This is a genomic window from Streptococcus sp. GMD3S, assembly GCF_000298695.2.
Taxonomy (GTDB): domain Bacteria; phylum Bacillota; class Bacilli; order Lactobacillales; family Streptococcaceae; genus Streptococcus.
This window is the reverse complement of record NZ_AJRC02000006.1, coordinates 14086-35344: the sequence shown is the minus strand read 5'-3', so window position 1 is coordinate 35344 and position 21259 is coordinate 14086. Positions and strand designations below refer to the sequence as shown.

Here is a 21259-nt window from a genome sequence, read left to right as displayed (position 1 = left end):
GGATTAATCACCAAGTCCTATACGTTCAAAGATATCATCCACTCGTTTAGTGTAGTATGCAGGATTGAAGATTTCGTCGATCTCCTCTTGAGTGAGGCGTGATGTCACTTCTGGATCTGCTTCGAGAAGCGGTTTGAAGTCTACTTGGTTGTCCCAAGAGTGGGCTGTTTTTGGTTGCACCAAGTCATAGGCTTGCTCACGGGTCATACCTTTTTCAATCAAGGTCAACATCGCCCGCTGGCTAAAGATAAGACCAAAAGTTGAGTTCATGTTGCGGATCATGTTTTCAGGGAAAACCGTCAAGTTCTTGACGATATTTCCAAAACGGTTGAGCATGTAGTCAATCAAGATGGTTGTATCTGGTGCGATGATTCGCTCAGCTGATGAGTGAGAGATATCACGTTCGTGCCAAAGGGCTACGTTTTCATAAGCTGTGACCATGTGACCACGGATCACACGCGCCAGACCTGTCATGTTCTCAGAACCGATAGGGTTGCGTTTGTGAGGCATTGCTGAAGACCCTTTTTGACCTTTAGCAAAGAACTCTTCCACTTCGCGTTGTTCAGACTTTTGCAAACCACGGATCTCTGTTGCCATACGTTCGATTGAAGTCGCGATGCTAGCAAGAACTGCAAAGTACTCAGCGTGAAGGTCACGAGGAAGGACTTGTGTAGAGATTTCTTGAGCACGGATACCCAACTTGTCGCAGACGTATTGCTCCACAAATGGTGGGATGTTGGCAAAGTTACCAACCGCACCAGAAATCTTACCAGCTTCCACGCCAGCAGCCGCATGTTCGAAACGCTCAATGTTACGTTTCATTTCGCTGTACCAAGTTGCCAATTTAAGACCAAAAGTTGTAGGCTCAGCGTGCACACCGTGGGTACGTCCCATCATGATAGTAAACTTGTGTCCTTTCGCTTTATCAGCGATGATGTTGAGGAAGTTTTCAAGATCCTTACGGATGATGTCGTTGGCTTGCTTGTAAAGGTAACCGTAGGCCGTATCCACCACGTCGGTAGAAGTCAACCCATAGTGCACCCACTTGCGCTCTTCACCAAGAGTCTCAGAAACCGCACGAGTGAAAGCCACCACATCGTGGCGAGTCTCCTGCTCAATCTCCAAAATACGGTCGATGTCAAAGTCCGCCTTCTCGCGAATCAAAGCCACATCTTCCTTAGGGATTTCCCCCAACTCAGCCCATGCCTCATCAGCCAAGATTTCCACCTCAAGCCAAGCACGGTATTTATTTTCTTCACTCCAAATGTTCGCCATCTCAGGGCGAGAATAACGTTCGATCATGATTAATTTTCCTTTCTTCTTAAGTTTCACCTTTTTAATAACGAGCCATCTAAACTTTATTCCTCTTACTATCCCAAGAATCATAATCTAATTCAGAAATCTCATTATATCTAATATTAGGAATAAACACATTCAGAGATACTCTATTCTTATTGAGTTCTGTTATGTCATCGCTAGGAATAGCCTGAATATGGATTCCTCTTGGAACTTCTTCAGATTTATGATATATTAAATCAACCTGATAATATACCTGAAGGTCTTTGTTACCATTTTTATTTAGCTTATTCCATATACGTCTTTCATACGTTAATTGAGAATTACCCCTCTCAGAATTTAATTTAAAGGACTCAAAATCTCTCCCACCTCCATTAGACCAACTTGTCTGAGGAAAAATATTTTCATCATTATTTTTTCTTGAATTAAAATCCTTCATTCTTCCGACTAACATATGTCCCAGTATATGGCCTGTATGAAACACTGACCCAGAGAATTGTGACTTTCCTTTTGAGGTCCCCCCATTAGGTGGAATAATAGTTTCTCTAGATAACAAGGCAATCCCTCTTTTTGCTCTATCTCTTTCATCTTTAACATTTTTAGCAAATTCATGAATGTCTTGTTCAGTTTTAAAAAAATCTTTATTAAAATTAACAAAATCCTCTAAAACGAAACTTCCATATCCATTATAGCAATCAGCTAATTCATCTACACTGCTATATCCTAGCTGATTTGCTATATCATTAGTGATATAATGAAGCGCTTCACTTTTGTTTGGGTATTTTATAGTCTTAATCATAAATATATAAAACCTCTTCATAGTATTCACTTATATTTCTATGATGTGCCTTGAAACACCCAATTGTTCTCGAGTTATCTCTGCAACAATCATATTTATAAACTGAAATGGAGTTAATTTAATAAATTCCGAAAGAATCCAACTATGTTCTTTCATTAAATACGCATTTAAAACATCTGGTTCATATCTTGACAACTCACTCAGACGATGCATACACATATACATTATTACTATTGGAGGAATATCTAAACTTTTAGGATTATTAAAGTCTTTAAAATACCATCTAGAATTAATACCCGAAGAAATTTCTTGGAATGATTTTCTTACCATCTTATGAAAATTTAATAAATTTTGATTAGAAGACACATTTCTAATATTTTGGAGTTGTACCGGGCACTGTCTCCATGAAAGTTTAGTACCATCAAAGTCTTTATAGACTCTCACTCTTCTTAAATTATTTCCTTTAACATTATTATGTTTCGTATATTTTTCATCAATTTTTGCATTTATAGTCACTCTTTTATCAGGCTTTCTAACAAAATAAACATCGTCTAAAGGAATAAACATCTCTTTATTTTGACTGATTCCCTGCGAAATAACATACGTCCTATGAATATATACTAAATTAGCTAACAACTCATCTAAAGAGTGTTTTGAGCCAATTATTCCCATATTTCCATCAAAAAAATGAAGTAGTCCTGGACAAACCCCTCTAGCTTTAATTACGACCTCTTGCTCATCTAACCTTGGCTTGTTTTTGTTTGTATTTTTATTTTTACCTGATACACCATGATAAGGCGTATAGTATGAATTATTGATGCCCCAAAATTCTAAAAGCGCTTTAGTTGCATTTAAAAAACAATAATAAAGAGGAAGCGGAGCAGAAGTTAACGATAAATTTTTACTAGACTTATAAAATTCTTCTGCCTGATTCCAATAAAACAGAGCTTTCTCTGCGTTACTTTTTTTCCCTCTTTTTATATTTCTTAGAAAAAATCTCACATACTCCCACCTATCAGATACGATAACTGTTCTACCTGTTAAACTAGGCTTATTTATAGCTGTTTTAAGAGTTAATGGTTTATTATTATACTTTATTACTTCCATAATAGATCATAAATCCTTATTCAAAATTAATCACATTATATTTTTCTTACTCATTTCATATTCACCGAATTCATTCACACTATCCGGCACATCACTAAACAAAGTCACATGTCCCATCTTGCGGTTGTGCTTCGCTTCTATTTTACCATACATGTGGAGGTGGGCGCTTGGATTTTCTGTGACATATTTTTCAGCGGCCTCGACATGCTGGCCGAGTACGTTGAGCATGACGGCAGGTGCATGCAGTTTGATGGCTGGAAGCGGTGCTCCGAGAACACCTAAGATATGGGTATCAAACTGGGAGAAATCACAGGCTTCGATCGAATAGTGTCCTGAGTTGTGGGGGCGTGGGGCAATCTCATTAACGATAATATCATCAGCTGTCGCAAACATTTCCACACAAAGAGTCCCAGACAAGTTCAGTTGTTCTGCGATTCGCACAGCCATAGCTTTGGCTTTTTCAGCTAGACTTTCTGAAATGCGGGCTGGCACGATGGTCTTAGACAGGATATTGTTGCGGTGGATATTTTCCTGAATAGGGAAGACTGTCACGTCCTTGCCATTTCCTGACACGATGACAGAAATTTCAAGGTCGAAGTTGACAAATTCTTCCAAAACACAGTCTGCTGAGTCAGCTAGCGCATAGGCTTCTGCCAAATCTGTTTCTGAACGAATAACCTTTTGACCATGGCCATCGTAGCCACCGGTCGCCGTCTTGAGGACATAGTTTTTCGACAGGTCAATATCTGCCAAGTCTTGGCTAGAAGTCACGACCTTGTAGGGTGCCACGGTGACTTGTGCCTTGTTTGAGAGAAAGTCCTTTTCAAAAATACGATTTTGAGAAACACGGAGCAAGTCAGTTCCTTGAGGGAGTTGTCCCTCCTTGATGACAGCATCCAAACCGTCGGCATCGACATTTTCAAATTCATAAGTGAGAACATCACAGCGGTCCGCCAACTGACGCAGGGCGTCCACATCATTATAAGAAGCCACGATGATCTCCGCCACACGAGAGGCGGGACCATCAGCCGCAGGATCCAGTGCGATAACCTTGTGCCCCATGTAGATAGCAGAAATGGCCATCATCTGCCCCAGCTGACCGCCACCGATAATTCCGATTGTTTTAGATGAGCTCATTTGTTGACTCCTCTGCTATTTTTCCTTGCTCTTCTGCGAAATCTGCCAAAGCTGTCGCGATAGCCTGATCCTCTACTGAAAGAAGACGAAGGGCAAAGAGGGCCGCGTTTGTCGCCCCTGCTTCACCGATAGCCATAGTTGCGACTGGTACGCCACCCGGCATCTGAACGATAGAGTAGAGCGAGTCCACGCCACTAAGAGCACGTGATTTGACTGGTACACCAATGACAGGAAGGGTTGTTTTGGCAGCTACCATACCTGGCAAATGGGCTGCGCCACCCGCACCAGCGATGATGACCTTGATGCCACGGCTACGTGCTTCTTCCGCATGTTTGAACATGAGGTCTGGTGTACGGTGTGCGGAAACAACTTTCTTTTCGTAGGCTACACCGAAGCGGTCAAGGACTTCTGCTGTTTTTTGCATGGTTGCCCAGTCGGATTTTGAGCCCATGATGATGGAAATAATTGGTTTCATTTCTTCTCCTCTTTTAATAATCGTCTAATGTAGTGCGGACGTAAGCGACCGCCTAGGGCGTTCCATTACTAAAACTGGAGCCTAAGTCTCCAGTTTTCCGCTCCTAGTAGCTATGCTACTAGGAGTTCCACTACTGCGACGATTATCCTATATTAGCTCGCTAACGCTCGCAAACCATACGACCATTAACGTATTTTGTAAATTTTTATTTTTCTTTTTGATAATGGTCTTAGGTGGTGGGGGCGGAAGCAAACCTTCGGTTTCATTCCTAAACTTTGAGCCTAAGGTCTCAAAGTTTCCCCCGACCAGAACAAGTTCTGTTCTGGTCTTTTCACCACGGCGATCATTATCGTATTTGGCGACTTCGTCGCGTTATTCTTATATCTTTACTTAATGGCCTTGCTTCCGATATCTGTTCGGTAAAAGAGGCCTTCTGTTTTTTGTTGGGCGAGTTCTTGGTAGATGGTTTCTTGAGCTTCTTTGACAGTGTTGGCTGTGGTGACGAGCATATAGACTCGTCCGCCGTTTGATAGCAGTGCTCTGCTATTTTCCGAAAACTTAGCTCCGGCATAGTAGGTGATGATGTCACCTTCTGTCTTGGCTGGCAACTCAATACCTTTTTCATAGTCTAGCGGGTACCCATTGGATGCGACAACTACGCCAAGTGTCACACCCTTGTCCGTCCAAGTGATTTCTGGTTCTTTCCCATCCAAAATATCAGTGATATTTTGCGCAAAGTCAGATGTCAAACGAGGCAAGATGATTTGTGTTTCAGGATCTCCAAAGCGTGAATTGAACTCGATGACTTTCGGTCCATCAACTGTCAAGATAAGACCCGCGTAAAGGACACCAAGGTAGGGACGTCCTTCTTTGATCATGCCTTCAAGAACTGGCTTGACAATGGTCTCAACCGCTGTGTCAACCACGCTCTGTGGCAAGTGAGGAACTGGCGCATAGGCACCCATCCCGCCAGTGTTAGGGCCCTTGTCGCCATCGTAAGCACGTTTGTGGTCCTGAGCCGTTGGCATGATGTAGAACTTGTCCCCATTGACAAAGGCAAAAAGTGAAAATTCCTCTCCTGCAAGAAACTCCTCGATAACCACACGCGCACCTGAGTCACCAAATTTATTGTCCAAAAGCATCTCGTGAGCGGCTTCGACCGCTTGCTCAACTGTTTCAGCAACGACGACACCTTTCCCAAGGGCCAAACCGTCTGCCTTGACTACGATAGGCGCCCCCTGCTTTTCGATATAGGCCTTGGCTTCCTCAAAATCTGAAAATGTGCCATAGGCTGCTGTCGGAACGTCATATTTGACCATGATTTCCTTAGCAAAATCCTTGGACCACTCCAGCTCCGCTGCAGCCCTAGTCGGACCAAAAGCCTTGAGCCCAGCTTTGTTAAAATCATCCACGATACCAGCAGCAAGGGCATCATCTGGCCCGATGAAGGTCCAAGCGATATCGTTATCCTTTGCAAACTCTATTAACTTAGAATGTTCGGAAATAGAGATGTTTACTAACTCCAGCCCATCCAGAGTCATCCCGTCATTTCCAGGAGCTACAAAGACTTTTTCAACGTCTTTTGACTCAAGCAACTTCTTAGCAATCGCATGTTCACGACCACCCGAACCGATAACTAACAGCTTCATCTCTCAACCTCTTTTGCGAATTATTTACTAATATTATATCACAAACGTTCGTTCTAATCTTGTTTCACTTAGCATTTTAAGCCAAAAAAGGAAAGAAACTGTTTTCTTCCCTTTTATCTTTTTAATGTCTAAAATGTCTTACGCCTGTGAAGACCATAGTCAAACCATGTTTATCAGCCGCTTCAATTGACTCTTGGTCACGGACTGATCCACCTGGTTGGATGATGGCCTTGATACCTGCTTTGGCGATTTCTTCCACGTTATCCGCAAATGGGAAGAAAGCATCGGAAGCAAGCACAGCGCCGTCAAGACGATCTTTAGCTTGGTCAATAGCGATACGGACTGAAGCCACACGGTTGGTTTGACCTGGCCCAACGCCAAGTGTCATGTGGTCATTGGTCACGATGATCCCGTTGGATTTGACGTACTTGATAGCCTTCCAAGCAAATTCAAGAGCAGTTGCTTCTGTCTCGGTTGGCTGGCGTTTGGTCACCACTTGCCAGTCAACTGGGCTTTCCTTGACCATGTCTTGGTTTTGCACAAGAAGTCCACCGACCACGCCTGTGTATTCTGCCTCTACCTCACTAGCATCTTGAGCATCAAATGGCAAGGCAAGGATGCGCAAGTTTTTCTTTTTGTTGGTCAAAATGGCTAGCGCTTCATCGGTATAGCTCGGTGCGATGATAATCTCGAGGAAAACGCCGTGCATCTTCTCAGCAGTCGCAGCATCCACCTCACGGTTAAGGACGACAATCCCACCAAAGATAGATACTGGGTCAGACTCATAAGCATAGTCCCAAGCAGTTTCGATGTCATCAGCTTGACCAATTCCACATGGGTTCATGTGTTTGAGAGCCACAACAGTTGGACGGTCTTTGAAATCACGAATAATACGAATGGCCGCATCCGCGTCACGAATGTTATTGAAGGACAATTCCTTACCGTTGAGCTGTTTGGCTGATGCAATCGAGTAATCCGTTGGCAAGGCTTTTTGGTAAAAGTCTGCATCTTGTTGAGGGTTTTCCCCATAGCGCATAGCTTGTTTGAGGTCATAGGTCAAAGTGAGCTTTTCAGGCTTTGCTTCACCTACTTGAGCTGTGAAGTATTCTGCAATCAAGGCGTCATAAGCCGCTGTGTGACGAAAAACCTTGGCTGCTAAACGTTGGCGAGTTTCATAAGTCGTTTCACCATTTTCTGCCAATTCGTCCAAAACCACAGCATAGTCAGCAGGGTCTACCACAACCGTCACGCTGGCATGGTTTTTAGCTGCTGAACGAAGCATAGACGGCCCACCGATATCGATATTTTCAACTGCGTCAGCGTACGTCACGTCTGGTTTGAGGATTGTTTCCTTGAAAGGATAGAGGTTGACCACTACAAGGTCGATAAGCTCGATCTTATTGTCCTTAGCCGCCTCAAGGTGGCTATCGAGATCACGACGAGCGAGGAGCCCACCATGGATATTTGGGTGAAGGGTCTTGACACGACCGTCCATCATTTCTGGGAAGCCCGTCACATCATCAATTGCAATGGTCTCCACCCCAGCATTATCAAGGGTAACCTTTGTCCCACCTGTCGAGATAATCTCCCAACCGAGTTTTTTAAGTTCTTGGGCAAATTCAACAATGCCCGCTTTGTCTGAGACGCTGATTAAGGCCTTTTTCGTCATTCTATTCCTCTTTCTTTAGATCCAAGCGCATAGCGACTTCGTTATTTTCTTCTATAAATTCCGTTTCCTGAAAACCCAGACCAGTCAACAGGTGCTTCATTTTTTCATTTCCAACCACATAATCTGCGGTAATATGACTGCAAGCTCTATCCATCTGGGCCTCTTTGATTAGAACTTCCAAGGCTTTTCGACCATAACCTCTTCCTTGGTACTGCTGACCAATCATTATCCGCCAGATAAAGTATTCCGCTTCATCCTTGTCTATTTCTAGCAGGAGAAAGCCAACCACTTGCTTATCCCAATAGATTGCCATCGGAAACACATCTTCGTTTTTCCGGTAGAGCCATGCATCAGCTAAAGAACGTACATTTGGAGCCACGAAATGTGCTTGTTCATCAGCTTCAGATATTTTCAAATCCAGCACTGCCTAAAAACTGCTCTCATCTACCAATTTCAGTTCAATCATTTTTTCTCCTAGCAAGGTTGCGCAATCAAAACTTGATTTACTTCTTACCTTCTCTCCACTCCCAAGCTATCCAGCACCTCTGGATACAACTTGTACTCAGCCTCGTGAATACGAGCTTCAAAGCTTTCGATAGTATCATCTGCTAGATGTGGCACACGGACTTGCTTGATGACCTTGCCTGTGTCCACACCAGAATCCACCCAGTGAATGGTCACGCCAGACTGGTCAACGCCTGCATTCCAAGCATCCTCAATACCATGAGCTCCTGGGAATTCCGGGAGATAAGCTGGGTGAATATTGATGATACGGCCTTCATAAGCTGCTAGCAAGGTTGGACCGACGATTTTCATGTAGCCTGCGAGGCAGACCAAGTCAATCTGGTGTTCTTCCAAGAGTTCGACAAGTGCTGCTTCGTAGTCTGCCTTGTTCTCAAACTCCTTGAGTTCAAAAGCATAAGACAGGACTCCGAGCTTGTCTGCCCGCTCTAGCACATAGGCGTCACGATGGTCTGAAAAAACAAATTCCACCGGAAATTCTTCGGCAATCACCTGAAAATTTGAGCCGTTACCAGAGGCAAAAACCGCTATTTTTTTCATTTGATGATGACACTTTCGTTTTCTTTCTTGACGATGCGACCAATTTCATAGACTGGTTCATCCAACAATTCCTTGACGCGACCTACATTTTCAGGGCTAACTGCCAGCATGAGTCCCACACCCATGTTGAAGATTTCAAACATTTCTTCATGCTTGATTTCACCGTATTTTTCAAGGGCTTTGAAAATAGGAAGGACTGGAACCTTGTCTTCTTCAATTTCCGCAGCTAGGTCAGCCGCAAACATACGAGGAACATTTTCGATAAAGCCGCCACCTGTGATGTGGGCAATTCCATTGACCAACTCTTCCTTGATGAGTGGCAAGACTGCCTTGACATAGATACGAGTCGGCTCAAGAAGGACTTCTTTGAGTTTCTTGCCTTCCAATTCTGGCAAGACTTCCTCACCTGTGTAGTCGGCAAAGACACGACGGACAAGTGAGTAACCATTTGAGTGAATCCCACTTGACACAAGTCCGAGAAGAACATCACCTTCTGCCACTTTTGAACCGTCAATGATTTGAGATTTTTCAGCCACACCGACTGCAAAACCAGCCAAGTCGTAGTCATCTTCGCCATACATACCAGGCATTTCAGCCGTTTCCCCACCGATGAGAGCAGCGCCTGCCTGCACACAACCTTCTGCCACACCAGCAACGACTTGTTCTAGTTTAGCTGGTTCATTCTTGCCGGTCGCGACGTAGTCAAGGAAGTAAAGAGGCTCCGCACCTGCAGCGATGATGTCATTAACACACATGGCCACACAGTCCTGACCGATGGTATCATGCTTGTCGAACTTGATGGCCAGCATGAGCTTGGTTCCGACACCGTCAGTCCCTGAAATCAAGACAGGCTCTTTGACACCTGTTTTTGAGAGGTCAAACATGCCACCGAAACCACCAAGAGCTCCCATAACACCCGCACGCTCCGTGCGAGCCACATGCTTTTTGATCCGCTCAACAACTTCATAACCCGCTTCAACATCTACACCCGACTGGGCGTACGCATTTTTATTTGCCATTTTATTTTTCCTTTTCTTTGAGAAGATTGCGACGTATTTTTAGATAAACAATTATTTTATCTAAAAATACTAGTCAGGGCTCTAGCTTTGGTCCCATAGGGCAAAGCGTCTACTGACAAATGCTTTAGCTTTTAGTCAGTAGCGAGACGTGGAGCATAAGCATTTTTATTTGTCATCTTCTCTTCCTTTCCTTTCATGGAGAGTCTTTATCCGTCTATTTGTAAAAACTGGTCTTATCCCCCAAACTTCTACGATAGTCTTCCTCATAGTCGTAGAGAGGAGTTGGGTAGTCGCCGTCAAAGTAAGCGACACAAAGACCACCGTTTGGCGCATCTGTTTCGATGCCGATAGAATCAATCAAGCCATCAATCGAAAGATAGGTCAGGCTATCCGCACCAATGATTTGGCGAGTTTCTTCGACCGTATGATTGGCCGCAATCAGCTCCTGACGCGTCTGGATATCAATCCCGTAAAAACATGGATAAGCTAGCGCAGGGCTCCCAATAGCAACGTGAACCTCAGACGCACCTGCTTCTTTCAAAAGCTGAACGATACGGCGAGAGGTCGTCCCACGAACAATGGAATCATCAATCATCACCACACGTTTGCCTTTGACAACGCCCGAAACAGCAGACAGTTTCATCCGCACCCCTTGCTCCCGCAATTCTTGAGTCGGTTGAATAAAGGTACGTTGCGTGTATTGGTTTTTGATCAGACCCATTTCATTTGGCAGACCTGATTCTTCTGCAAATCCCATAGCTGCGCTGAGTGAGGAATTTGGCACACCGACCACAATATCTGCTTCGTGCTTGAACTCACGCGCTAATTGAGCCCCCATACGTTTGCGAGCTGTATGGACATTAACACCATGGATATTAGAGTCAGGACGGGCAAAATAGATATACTCCATAGAGCAAATCGCCAACTGGGTATCATTCGTATAGCTATCATACTGAATCCCATTGTCATCCACAATCACAATTTCCCCTGGTTTCACATCACGAATCCACTCGGCACCAATGACTTCAAAAGCACAGGTTTCTGACGAAACGACCACCGCTCCGTTTGCCATTTTCCCAATAGAAAGTGGACGAAAACCATTAGGATCAAGAGCCGCAATCAACTTGTCCTCAAACAGCAGGATATAAGCAAATCCACCTTTGACAAGGCTGAGCGCCTCTTTGATTTTGCCCATCAAGTTGGGATTGTGACTCCGACGAATGAGGTGGGCCAAGATTTCCGAGTCCGAAGTTGAACTGAAAATTGCTCCTCTTTGTTCCAATTCTTTCTTGAGCGATTCTGCATTGGTCAAGTTTCCATTGTGAGCAAGTCCAAACTGCATATCATGAAAGCGAAAGAGGAAGGGCTGGATGTTATCAACAGAAGCTTCGCCAGCCGTCGCATAACGCACATGCCCAATCGCGCTCGTTCCAGTTAGTTTATCCAAATTAGCTGGATTTCTGAACACTTCTGATAAAAGCCCCATATCACGATGACGCTTCAATTGTCCCTGATCATTGGAGAGGATTCCTGCCCCCTCCTGACCACGGTGCTGAAGACTGTGGAGACCAAAATAGGTCAATTTAGCAGCGTCTAGATGTCCCCAGATACCGAAAACACCACATTCTTCATTAAGAGATTTTACTTCGTATGTCATTTTTTATACCTTTTATTTTTACATTATAGCCCACTCTTCTAAAAGAAAATTAGGAATTTCATCTGGCTCAACTCTCTTATAACTATCAACACCTACATACTGACCCAAATTAGGTTTGCCGAAAAGTTCTTGACTAAGTAGCACAAGCTTCTCATTTGTTCTAATTTTTTCTTTAATTGTCGGGCTAAAGTAGTAGTTTTCAGTGTAAGCAAATATTAAATAATTAAGAAAATCCAGTTTATTCAATCGATTGCTACTGTTAAACTGACTTTTTAGAGATCTATATTTCCAATCCCTTTTATGATAAAAAGCTAGCACCATCGTCTTTTCTTTTAATGGTAAAATAGCCAGATGCAACTTCTGAATACGATTTTTTTTTGAATGGTTACTCGTATCATTCACTGGATATTCATACATATCTCTAATCAACGTTAATGAGCCTTGAAACGCTATCGGTGTCTTATAGGGGAGCACCTCATGAAAAATAATTTGATATGCTCCTTTAAGATTGTTTTCAATAGCAGTTTTATGGAGTAAAATTTCATTTTGAAAATCTTCAATATCATAATCAAAAGAATTATGAAGATCTTTTATTTTTTGAGATGTATTCTCTAACGTTTTATTAGAAATCTCAGGTATTCTTAAGTATAAAGCCTTCTTGATTGTATTATCAGACATTGATTTTTTAAAATGATATTTTTCCTCCCTCATTCTAACTAGTTCTAAAAGGAAATTTTTCAATGCAATTTGTGACAACATTTTATCGCTAGGATAAGACGTAAGATTCATTTCATTTTCATATTCCTGAAAATAGAAAGAATCACATTTACGACAAATAATTTGTATCGTTCCCGAATTGCTCACTCCCTTATCATTATCTGACAGATCGCTCCCTATTAAATAACCAGCTTGAGTCAACTTGCCAGAATCAGAAATATTTTTTAACGATAACTGTGGAATAGTGTGAGAGTTGCAAAAACTTGTAGTATCTTTATCACAAAGCAAACACTTTCTTGGCTTTAAGTCCTCCTTCATTACTCTCATCTCTCTAGATAACGATTTTTTCAATTGAATCTTTTTTTCAACATCAGGTATATCAATTAATTTATTCAAATATTTCACAAACTTTCATTTTTCTTCTCAAAACACACCAATCGTCTTAGTCATCTATAGTCTTATTTCCCAGTAAAGTATTTAACAGCCGACGCAAACAGGTGCTGGTCTTTATTCCCTGGGATGTTTTGGAAGAGACCGTCTTCATAACGTTCTGAGTGTCCCATCTTACCGATGATTTGACCATTCTTGCTAGTAATTCCTTCGATGGCATTTACAGAACCATTTGGATTGTACTTAGAGTCCATGCTTGGTTTACCCTCGAAATCAACATATTGGGTAAAGATTTGACCATTGTCACGAAGCTCTGCGAATTCCTCAGCTGTCACGACAAACTTTCCTTCACCGTGCGATACTGGGATGGCATGGATATCGCCCACTTGTACTCCAGCCAACCATGGTGAGTTGGTATTGGCAATTCGCGTTTCCACCATCTTAGCTACGTGCTGGTTGGCATCATTGTAGAAGAGGGTTGGACTAGTGCTGCTTGCATCTTCAAAGTTACCGTATGGAAGAAGACCTGATTTGACCAAGGCCTGGAACCCATTACAGATACCGATAATCAAGCCACCACGAGCGATAAAGCTATCAATGGCTGCACGCACTTTTTCATTAAGAAGGATATTGACGATAAACTTAGCTGATCCATCCGGCTCATCCGCAGCTGAGAAACCACCTGCAAAGAAGAGGATGTTAGCCTTGCCGATATTGTCAACCATAGTTTCAACTGACTTGACAATGGCTTCTTCATTCAAGGTCACGAATGGCACCAAGTTGACTTCTGCACCTTCTTTTTCAAAAGCTTTTGCTGAATCATATTCTGAGTTGGTTCCTGGGAATACTGGGATGTAAACCACCGGTTTTTCAATAGTTTCTTTGGCTTTGATGACTGCGTCAGAAGCGACAGCTGGCACTTCAGCCAATTCTTTAGCTTGGGCAAATTCAGTTGGGTAAACTTCTTCCAGTTTTCCTTGGAAGGCACTGTCAAGTTTCTGTCCATCTAACTTCACACCGTTGACAGTCAGTGTAAAGTCTGCGCTTGTTTGACCGATTTTCTTCACTCCAGCGATTTCTTCAGGAGATGTGAAGACAAATCCGCCCAATTGAGCTGTCAAAGCTGTCTCAAGTTCAGGCAAGTTCACCTCTGCACCGATATGGTTCCCAAAAGTCGCAAGAGCCAAGCTTTCAAGGACACCACCATATTTGACAGCTGATGCAGATGTCACTTTGTGATCAGCTTGGATGGCTTCAAAGTGAGCAAAGTTAGACTTAATCAAGTCAAAATCAATCTCTGCAGAGAGGGCTTGACCTGGGATGTAGTAGATGTTTTCACCAGCAGTCTTGAACTCAGGAGAGAGGACCTTACGGCTATCTGCCGTCGTCACCCCAAAGGCAACCAATGTTGGTGGTACCGTCAATTCTTCAAAAGTACCAGACATAGAGTCCTTACCACCGATAGATGGCAAGCCAAGTTGGATTTGTGCTTCGATAGAGCCTAGAAGAGCTGCTACTGGCTGACCGAAACGCTCTGCTTGCTTGTCCATCCGCTCGAAGTACTCTTGGTAAGAGAAACGAGCCTTAGACCAGTTGGCACCAGCAGCCACCAAACGAGCTGTCGCTTCGATAACCGCATAAGCAGCACCGTGGTATGGAGACCATTCTGCTAGATAAGGGTTGAATCCTTGCGCCATAACAGACGCAGTATGAGTCACTCCGTGTTGAACTGGCAATTTCTGCACAGATGCCTCAGTTGGAGTGAGTTGGTAACGACCACCAAGTGGGTGATTGACCGTTGAACGACCAACCGAGCAATCAAAGATGGTCTGCAAACCTTTTTGACTCGCATGGTTGAGATCAGACAAGACAGCAAGGGTATCAGCTTCAAGTGTGTCAACGCTTGTTGTGCGTTCTTCTGGGAGTTTGACATCCTTGTCCACCACCTTGGCATCGACAACCACGCGCACACCATTGGTATCAAGGAAACGACGTTCCAAGTCGACGATGGTTTCACCATTCCAGTGCATGACAAGATTTGGTTTTTCAGTCACTGTCGCCACCACAACAGCATCAATATTTTCTTTATTACATTCTGCAACGAAGGCATCTACGTCTTCAGGACGCACCACAACTGCCATCCGTTCTTGAGATTCAGAGATAGCAATTTCTGTACCATTCAAGCCTTGGTATTTCAGAGGAACCTTGTTAAGGTCAATTTCAAGACCATCTGCCAATTCACCGATAGCCACACAGACACCACCTGCTCCAAAGTCGTTGGATTTCTTGATGAGACGAGTGACATCGCCATTACGGAAAAGGCGTTGGATCTTGCGCTCTTCGATGGCATTCCCTTTTTGAACCTCAGCTCCAGCAGTCTCTACAGACTCAACTGTTTGAACCTTAGAAGATCCTGTCGCACCACCGACACCATCACGACCAGTCTTGCCCCCTAGCAAGATAATCACGTCACCGGCTTCCGGTTTTTCACGAACAACATTGCCCTTAGGAGCCGCACCAACAACAGCACCTAACTCCATGCGTTTGGCTACAAAACCTGGGTGGAAGTATTCACGAACGTAAGTCGTTGCCAGACCAATTTGGTTACCATACGAAGAATAACCATGAGCCGCTGTTTTCGAAATGACTTGTTGTGGCAATTTCCCAGCGCGCGTTTCTGAAATCGGCGCTGTAATGTCACCAGCACCTGAAATACGCATAGCTTGGTAAACGTAGGAACGCCCTGACAACGGGTCACGAATGGCACCACCGATACAAGTAGCCGCTCCACCAAATGGCTCAATTTCCGTTGGGTGGTTGTGGGTTTCGTTTTTGAACATAAGGAGCCAAGGTTCCTTGACACCATCAACGTCCACTTCGATTTCAACCGAGCATGCATTGATTTCGTCAGACACTTCCATATCGTCCAAACGATCATTAGCACGCTCATAACGACCGAAAATAGTCGCCATATCCATCAAGGTTTGTGGCTTTTCAGACCGACCTAGTTCCTCACGCATGGCAATATACTTGTCATAAGTCGCTTGCAATTGCTTTTGGAATTTAGAAGCTGAGAAATCAATGTGTTTCAACTCCGTCTCAAAAGTCGTGTGACGGCAGTGGTCAGACCAGTAAGTATCCAAAACCTTGAGCTCTGTTTCCGTCGGTACGCGCCCGATTGATTTGAAGTAGTCTTGGATAAAGAGCAAATCATCCACTTCCATTGCCATCCCTTGCTCGGCCTTGTAGCGAGCAAAGTCTTCTGCCGTATAACTTTCAAAGAAAGTCAATTTAGGAATGGTCTTGTCCGACTCTGAAAATTCCTGCTTGGCAATCCCTGTCGTGATGTCCTTGAAACGAGAATCAACTGGGTTGAGCAAATAGTTCTTGACTGCTTCCAACTCAGTCGCATCAATATCCTTATTGACCAAGTAAAGCTGGGCTGTGTTGACTGTTACATCACTTGAGCTACCAAGCAAAAGCAAGGCTTCCTGTGAAGAAGCTGCACGCTGGTCAAACTGCCCTGGCAGGTTTTCAATGGCAAAGAAAGCATAGTTGGCAAAATCCGCCTGCACAACCGCTTCGTCCAAAACATGGTCTGTCACCTGCTCAGAGAAGATGTGTTTTTCCGCAGGTGCAAACAAGTCCTCTGCCAAATCAAAGACATCATAAACTTGCACAATGCGAATACTTTTCAAAGTTGACAGTCCCAAGTTGTGCTGGAGCTCTCTCACCAAACTCTCTGACTTAACCTGAAAATCAGCCTTTTTTTCAACAAAAATACGTTTATTCATCAATTCTTATTCCTTTATTTCAGCTCTTGCAATGTTCCCAAATGACCTTGAAGGTGTTATTTTAAACCTTGCAACTTTTCCCAGACAATCTCGTAAACGTCGGTTAGTTCTCCCAAACCCCTACGAAAAACATCCTTGTCCATGTGGTTGCCATCTGCATCCCACAAACGGCAGTTATCTGGTGAAAACTCGTCTGCCAAGATAATCTTGCCATCCTTGTCAAAACCAAACTCTAACTTAAAGTCAATCAATTTAAGGCCAATCTCAGCAAACCAAGCTTTCAAGAGCTCATTGATACGACGGGTTTCTTCCTTCAAGTAAGCAATCTGCTGGTCATCCGCAATTTTAAGGAATTTCACATGCTCGTCATTGATAAAGGGATCATCCAAATCATCATTTTTATAGTAAAATTCGACAATTGGAGTCTCAAATGCAATACCTTCTTCTACGCCAAAACGTTTTGAAAAGGAACCAGCTGTGTAGTTGCGGAGCACAACTTCCAAAGGAATAATCTCAACCTTTTTATTGAGCTGTTCCGTATCCGAAAGCTTCTCCACAAAATGAGTCGCTACACCAGCCGCATTTAATTTCTCAAAAATAAAAGATGAAATCTGATTATTTAACACTCCCTTGCCCGCAATCTGCTCCTTCTTGACACCGTTAAAAGCAGTTGCCTGGTCCTTGTAAGTTGAAATAATGAGATTTTCATCCTCAGTTGTATAGATATCCTTGGCTTTTCCCGAATAGATCAGTTGTTTTGACATTTTAAAGTTCGCCTTTCGTTTTACTTGAGCACATTCTACCACAAAAGCATGGAAAATTCAAGGTTTTTACGAATAAATAACATTTTCCTATTTTAAGCATAAAGAAAAACTGCAAGATGAACTCTTCTTACAGTTTTAAAATCATTTTTCCTCTGAAAAACACGAATATTACCCTTTATTCAAAAATTGATCCCAAAAATAACGGAGATAGCTTTTCTTCCCTGTGATCATCTGCAGGCGGCCTTCTAAACCATAACGAAGTGTTGCAGCCTGCTCCGAAGTTAAATTAGTCTCCGCCTCAATTTTAAAGAAATTTCCTTGTTCAGTCTTTGTAGCTGTCGCATCAATACTTGTAATCGTGGAATCCAGGAAAATTTGATTCTTGGCATCATTAGTCGTAGTATAACGGACAGAGTCCCCAATCTTGACTCTAGCAACATCTTTTGAACTGAGATAAGCCGTGAGTTTAGTTTTGCCTTCTTTTTCCAAGGATGGGTAGAGTTGGGCTAGCAGGGTTCCTTCTGCGACCATGGTAGAATCGCTAGTCTCAGGATTAAGGTGAAGCACCCCATCCTCACTTGCTGTAATCTTCCCTTTATCTAGGAGACCTCCCTGTACCTTCTTACCCGACTCTGCTTCTAAAATTTTCTGATCCAAAAGAGTTAATTCCTGACCGACTTTGACTAAGTGCTGAGATTTGAGCGATTCCAGCTGACTATCCAGTCCCGTTGCGTGGGCCTGTTGAGCTCCAGAACCCGCATACTGTACACGATACGTAGCTAGACTAGACTCTAGCTGGGCAATTTGAGCATCCACTTGCGCAATAACTTGCGATTTAGCTTGCGGATCTTCTTCACCTTGGTTTTTATAGGTCTGATAAAAAGAGTAGGCTGGATTCTGACTATCCAGTTGAGCTCCGGTTTCAATCGCTGACTTTGCTGTTTTGTAGTCTCGAATTTTATCCTCTGTTTGACTAATAAGATTGCCAATCTCGGCCTGGCTCTGACTTGCTGCCGCATTTTGAGAGGAGATGCTGGCATTTTGCTGAGAAACATTACTCCTAAGACTACTAGCTTGGCTGAGATAGTCTCGAAACATCTCCTGATAACCAAACTTATCCGCCTCTGGAAATTGATCACTCCCCTCTTTCAAACTGGATTGCAAATACCCCAACTGCTTTTTTTGATCCTTTAGCATCTCCAATTGACTGGCATATGCCTCAACCTGGACAGCCTCCGCCCCTTGCTGGTACTGAACGAGCAGATCTCCTTTCTTAACCAGCTTATTTTCTTCCAAATGATTGACAAGAATGCGATTGTTGCTAGTTGACTGGATATTGGCAAGGATACGACTAGGCTCGACAGTAGCTCTAGTAGACAAACTCATCTCCTTCTCTGCAAAAACTGCAAATCCCAGTAAAAACACGAACAGAAGTGACATAGGTAAAATCACCCGACTGGAAAAATTATGATAACGACGATTATAAAACTCCGCACTTTCTAAAAATTCTGGTTTCATCTTCTCCTCTTTCTAGCTATTGACCAAATGGGCATAAAAGCCATCCTGTGCAAGCAAGTCTGCAGGGGTACCTTCTTCGACAATTTTGCCCTGATTCAAAACAACAACCTTTTCTGTCCGCTCAGCAATGGTCAAACGGTGAGCAATGAAAATCAAGGTCTTGTCTAAAACCATGAGATTATCCACAATCCGCTTTTCCGTCAAGATATCCAGACTGCTAGTCGCCTCGTCCAAGATTAAGACAGGGGCATCCGTCAAAAGAGCACGCGCCAGAGCGATTCGTTGTCGTTGCCCACCAGAAATTCCAGCCCCATCCGAAGTTAATTCTGTCTGATAATTCAGTGGCATGCGCTCGATATCCTCCCGAATCTCTGCCAACTCAACTGCCCGTAAGATGTCTTCCTGAGTCGTCCCCTCCTTGGCTCCAAGGAGAAGATTCTCCAAAATCGTTCCGTTAAAGACATAGGGCTGTTGAGGTAGATAGTTGATATACTGGCGCAAGGCTTTTTTGTCAATCTGATTGAGATTGACACCACCCAGACTAATCTCTCCCTGACTTGGATCGTAGAAGTTAACCATCATCTTGGCCAAGGTGGTCTTTCCTGACCCTGAAATCCCCACAAAAGCCACCTTAGACCCTTGCGGAATGGTCAAATTGATATCCGACAAGACGTCACGACCATAGCCATACTTGTAGTGAACCTGTTTAAAGGTCATATCCCCTTTCATCATGCTCAAATCTTCTACCGTTTTCTTCTCCTCAAACTCCGAAGCTACTAGATAAACCTCATTTAAGCGATTATTGGCAACCTGCGCTGTCTGAAGTTTGGTTTGTAGGTTAATGATATTTTCCAAAGGATTGGTAAAGTAAACAAGCAGGGTGTTATAAGTAATCAGCTGACCCAAACTCATTTTCCCATCCATGACCAGAATAGCTCCCAGCCAGAGAACAGCAACATTGAGCAGGAGCTGGGCAACTTTTTTCAGTGCCTTTTGCTGGCTTTCTGCCCGACTGTAGGTAAAGGATTTTTTCAGATAAGCCACAAATTCCTTATCAATCTTTTGATAGCGTGAACTTTCACTGGTCAAAGACTTAATGGTCTCAATACCGTTGATGTCCTCGATGATAGAAGAAGACAGAACCGCATTAGCTTCCATGGTATCCCGATTCATCTTTTCAAAAGGCTTCATAAAGGCAAAGATAATCACTGTATAGATGGGAAGCGCAAGCAGACTAATGAAAAAGAGTGTCATATTTTGTGAAAACAAGACCAGCGAGATAATCAAAATCGTCGACACATCTAGGAAAATCGACAGAATGGTCGACGCCAACGCATCGATGATACTGTTGGCATCTGTAAAACGAGATACGATTTCTCCTGTCCTGCGTGTCGCGAAAAAGGACATCGGCAGATGAAAAACATGCTTGATGTAGGACAAAATCACATCAATGGACAACCGTTGACCCAGAACAAGTAAGAGGTATTCCTGCGCATAAGACAAAATCTGCTGGAGGATATAGACGATAACCAGCCCAATAGAGATAATACCCAGTGTCGAGCGCATCTGGTCTGGTACGTAACTGTCAATGATAGACTGCAGATAATAAGAACCTACAATGTTAATCAGGGTCACCAAGAGTGTCGCTAGGACGATATTGGCAATTAAGCCACGTTGTTTGAATAATATTGGCAAGAAGGATAGGAGTCCCTGTTTTTTCTCCTTATGGGGTTTATAGTCTGGAGATGGCGCCATAAAGAGACTGACCCCTGTCCATTCTTGCGCAAAACGCTCACGGGAAATCTTGGTCAGCTTAACACTGGGATCTGGATCGGCGATATGAATGTGCTTTTTATCCTGACCTGTCACCACATAGTAGTGGAGCAGCTTCCCTTCCTTGAGCACATGGGCCACAAAGGGAAAGGTCAAATCTGGCAAGTCAAAGAGCGTCATATCCGCCTTGATAGCACGCGTCTCAAAGCCAAGCTCCTCTGCTACCTTTACAACACCCAAAGCAGTCGTCCCATCCATAGTCGTCTTGGCCAACTCTCGTAGATGAGCCAAGGAGTAATAACTACCGTAGTAGCCAAAGACCATAGCCAAGGAAGCCACGCCACAATCCATCTGATCCACCTGGGGACGATAGTGTCTTTTCCCAAATTTCATATCTATCTCCTTTTTTCTAACAATCTCTTAAAAACTTTGT

General features: G+C 43.4%; 16 protein-coding genes. All 16 read right to left on the bottom strand.

Annotation, left to right across the window (positions count from 1 at the left end):
• Positions 1–3: 3 nt before the first annotated feature.
• Positions 4–1302: an adenylosuccinate lyase gene (gene purB, locus GMD3S_RS0204150; RefSeq protein WP_000572896.1), complete on the bottom strand. Its 1299-nt coding sequence runs from the start codon at positions 1300–1302 to the stop codon at positions 4–6.
• A gap of 49 nt (positions 1303–1351) precedes the next feature.
• A complete protein-coding gene (locus GMD3S_RS0204145; protein WP_000598019.1) occupies positions 1352–2095 on the bottom strand; it encodes a hypothetical protein in 744 nt (247 codons plus the stop codon).
• A gap of 30 nt (positions 2096–2125) precedes the next feature.
• Positions 2126–3202 carry a YaaC family protein gene (locus GMD3S_RS0204140; RefSeq protein ID WP_000452038.1) on the bottom strand — a complete coding sequence of 359 codons (1077 nt, stop codon included), beginning with the start codon at positions 3200–3202 and terminating at the stop codon, positions 2126–2128.
• 30 nt (positions 3203–3232) lie between these two features.
• Positions 3233–4339, bottom strand: coding sequence for a 5-(carboxyamino)imidazole ribonucleotide synthase (purK, locus tag GMD3S_RS0204135; protein ID WP_000099061.1), 1107 nt, complete (start codon positions 4337–4339; stop codon positions 3233–3235).
• On the bottom strand, positions 4326–4814 hold the full coding sequence (gene purE / locus GMD3S_RS0204130) for a 5-(carboxyamino)imidazole ribonucleotide mutase (RefSeq protein WP_000802563.1): 489 nt from the start codon (positions 4812–4814) through the stop codon (positions 4326–4328). Before purE ends, purK begins: the two co-directional genes overlap by 14 nt.
• 386 nt (positions 4815–5200) lie before the next feature.
• Positions 5201–6463: a phosphoribosylamine--glycine ligase gene (purD, locus tag GMD3S_RS0204125; protein ID WP_000772087.1), complete on the bottom strand. Its 1263-nt coding sequence runs from the start codon at positions 6461–6463 to the stop codon at positions 5201–5203.
• A 121-nt stretch (positions 6464–6584) separates the two neighbouring features.
• A complete protein-coding gene (gene purH, locus GMD3S_RS0204120) occupies positions 6585–8132 on the bottom strand; it encodes a bifunctional phosphoribosylaminoimidazolecarboxamide formyltransferase/IMP cyclohydrolase (RefSeq protein ID WP_000161903.1) in 1548 nt (515 codons plus the stop codon).
• Between the two features lies 1 nt (position 8133).
• Positions 8134–8556, bottom strand: a complete 423-nt coding sequence (locus GMD3S_RS10385) for a GNAT family N-acetyltransferase (RefSeq protein WP_000886167.1) — start codon at positions 8554–8556, stop codon at positions 8134–8136.
• Between the two features lie 86 nt (positions 8557–8642).
• A complete protein-coding gene (purN, locus tag GMD3S_RS0204110; RefSeq protein ID WP_000717482.1) occupies positions 8643–9194 on the bottom strand; it encodes a phosphoribosylglycinamide formyltransferase in 552 nt (183 codons plus the stop codon).
• Entirely contained in the window at positions 9191–10213 is a 1023-nt protein-coding gene (gene purM, locus GMD3S_RS0204105; RefSeq protein WP_001284577.1) for a phosphoribosylformylglycinamidine cyclo-ligase, read from the bottom strand. The genes purN and purM overlap by 4 nt, the downstream gene beginning before the upstream one ends.
• A 214-nt stretch (positions 10214–10427) precedes the next feature.
• Positions 10428–11870 carry an amidophosphoribosyltransferase gene (gene purF / locus GMD3S_RS0204100; protein ID WP_000220605.1) on the bottom strand — a complete coding sequence of 481 codons (1443 nt, stop codon included), beginning with the start codon at positions 11868–11870 and terminating at the stop codon, positions 10428–10430.
• Positions 11871–11888: 18 nt separating this feature from the next.
• Positions 11889–12992 (bottom strand): hypothetical protein, encoded by a 1104-nt coding sequence (locus GMD3S_RS0204095; RefSeq protein WP_000876342.1) that lies wholly within the window; start codon positions 12990–12992, stop codon positions 11889–11891.
• A gap of 53 nt (positions 12993–13045) precedes the next feature.
• A complete protein-coding gene (locus GMD3S_RS0204090) occupies positions 13046–16771 on the bottom strand; it encodes a phosphoribosylformylglycinamidine synthase (protein WP_001042265.1) in 3726 nt (1241 codons plus the stop codon).
• Between the two features lie 56 nt (positions 16772–16827).
• Positions 16828–17535 carry a phosphoribosylaminoimidazolesuccinocarboxamide synthase gene (gene purC / locus GMD3S_RS0204085; protein ID WP_000043286.1) on the bottom strand — a complete coding sequence of 236 codons (708 nt, stop codon included), beginning with the start codon at positions 17533–17535 and terminating at the stop codon, positions 16828–16830.
• A gap of 168 nt (positions 17536–17703) precedes the next feature.
• Positions 17704–19053: a competence pheromone export protein ComB gene (gene comB / locus GMD3S_RS0204080; protein ID WP_000801581.1), complete on the bottom strand. Its 1350-nt coding sequence runs from the start codon at positions 19051–19053 to the stop codon at positions 17704–17706.
• 12 nt (positions 19054–19065) lie between these two features.
• Positions 19066–21219, bottom strand: coding sequence for a peptide cleavage/export ABC transporter ComA (comA, locus tag GMD3S_RS0204075; protein ID WP_000668333.1), 2154 nt, complete (start codon positions 21217–21219; stop codon positions 19066–19068).
• Positions 21220–21259: the final 40 nt, after the last annotated feature.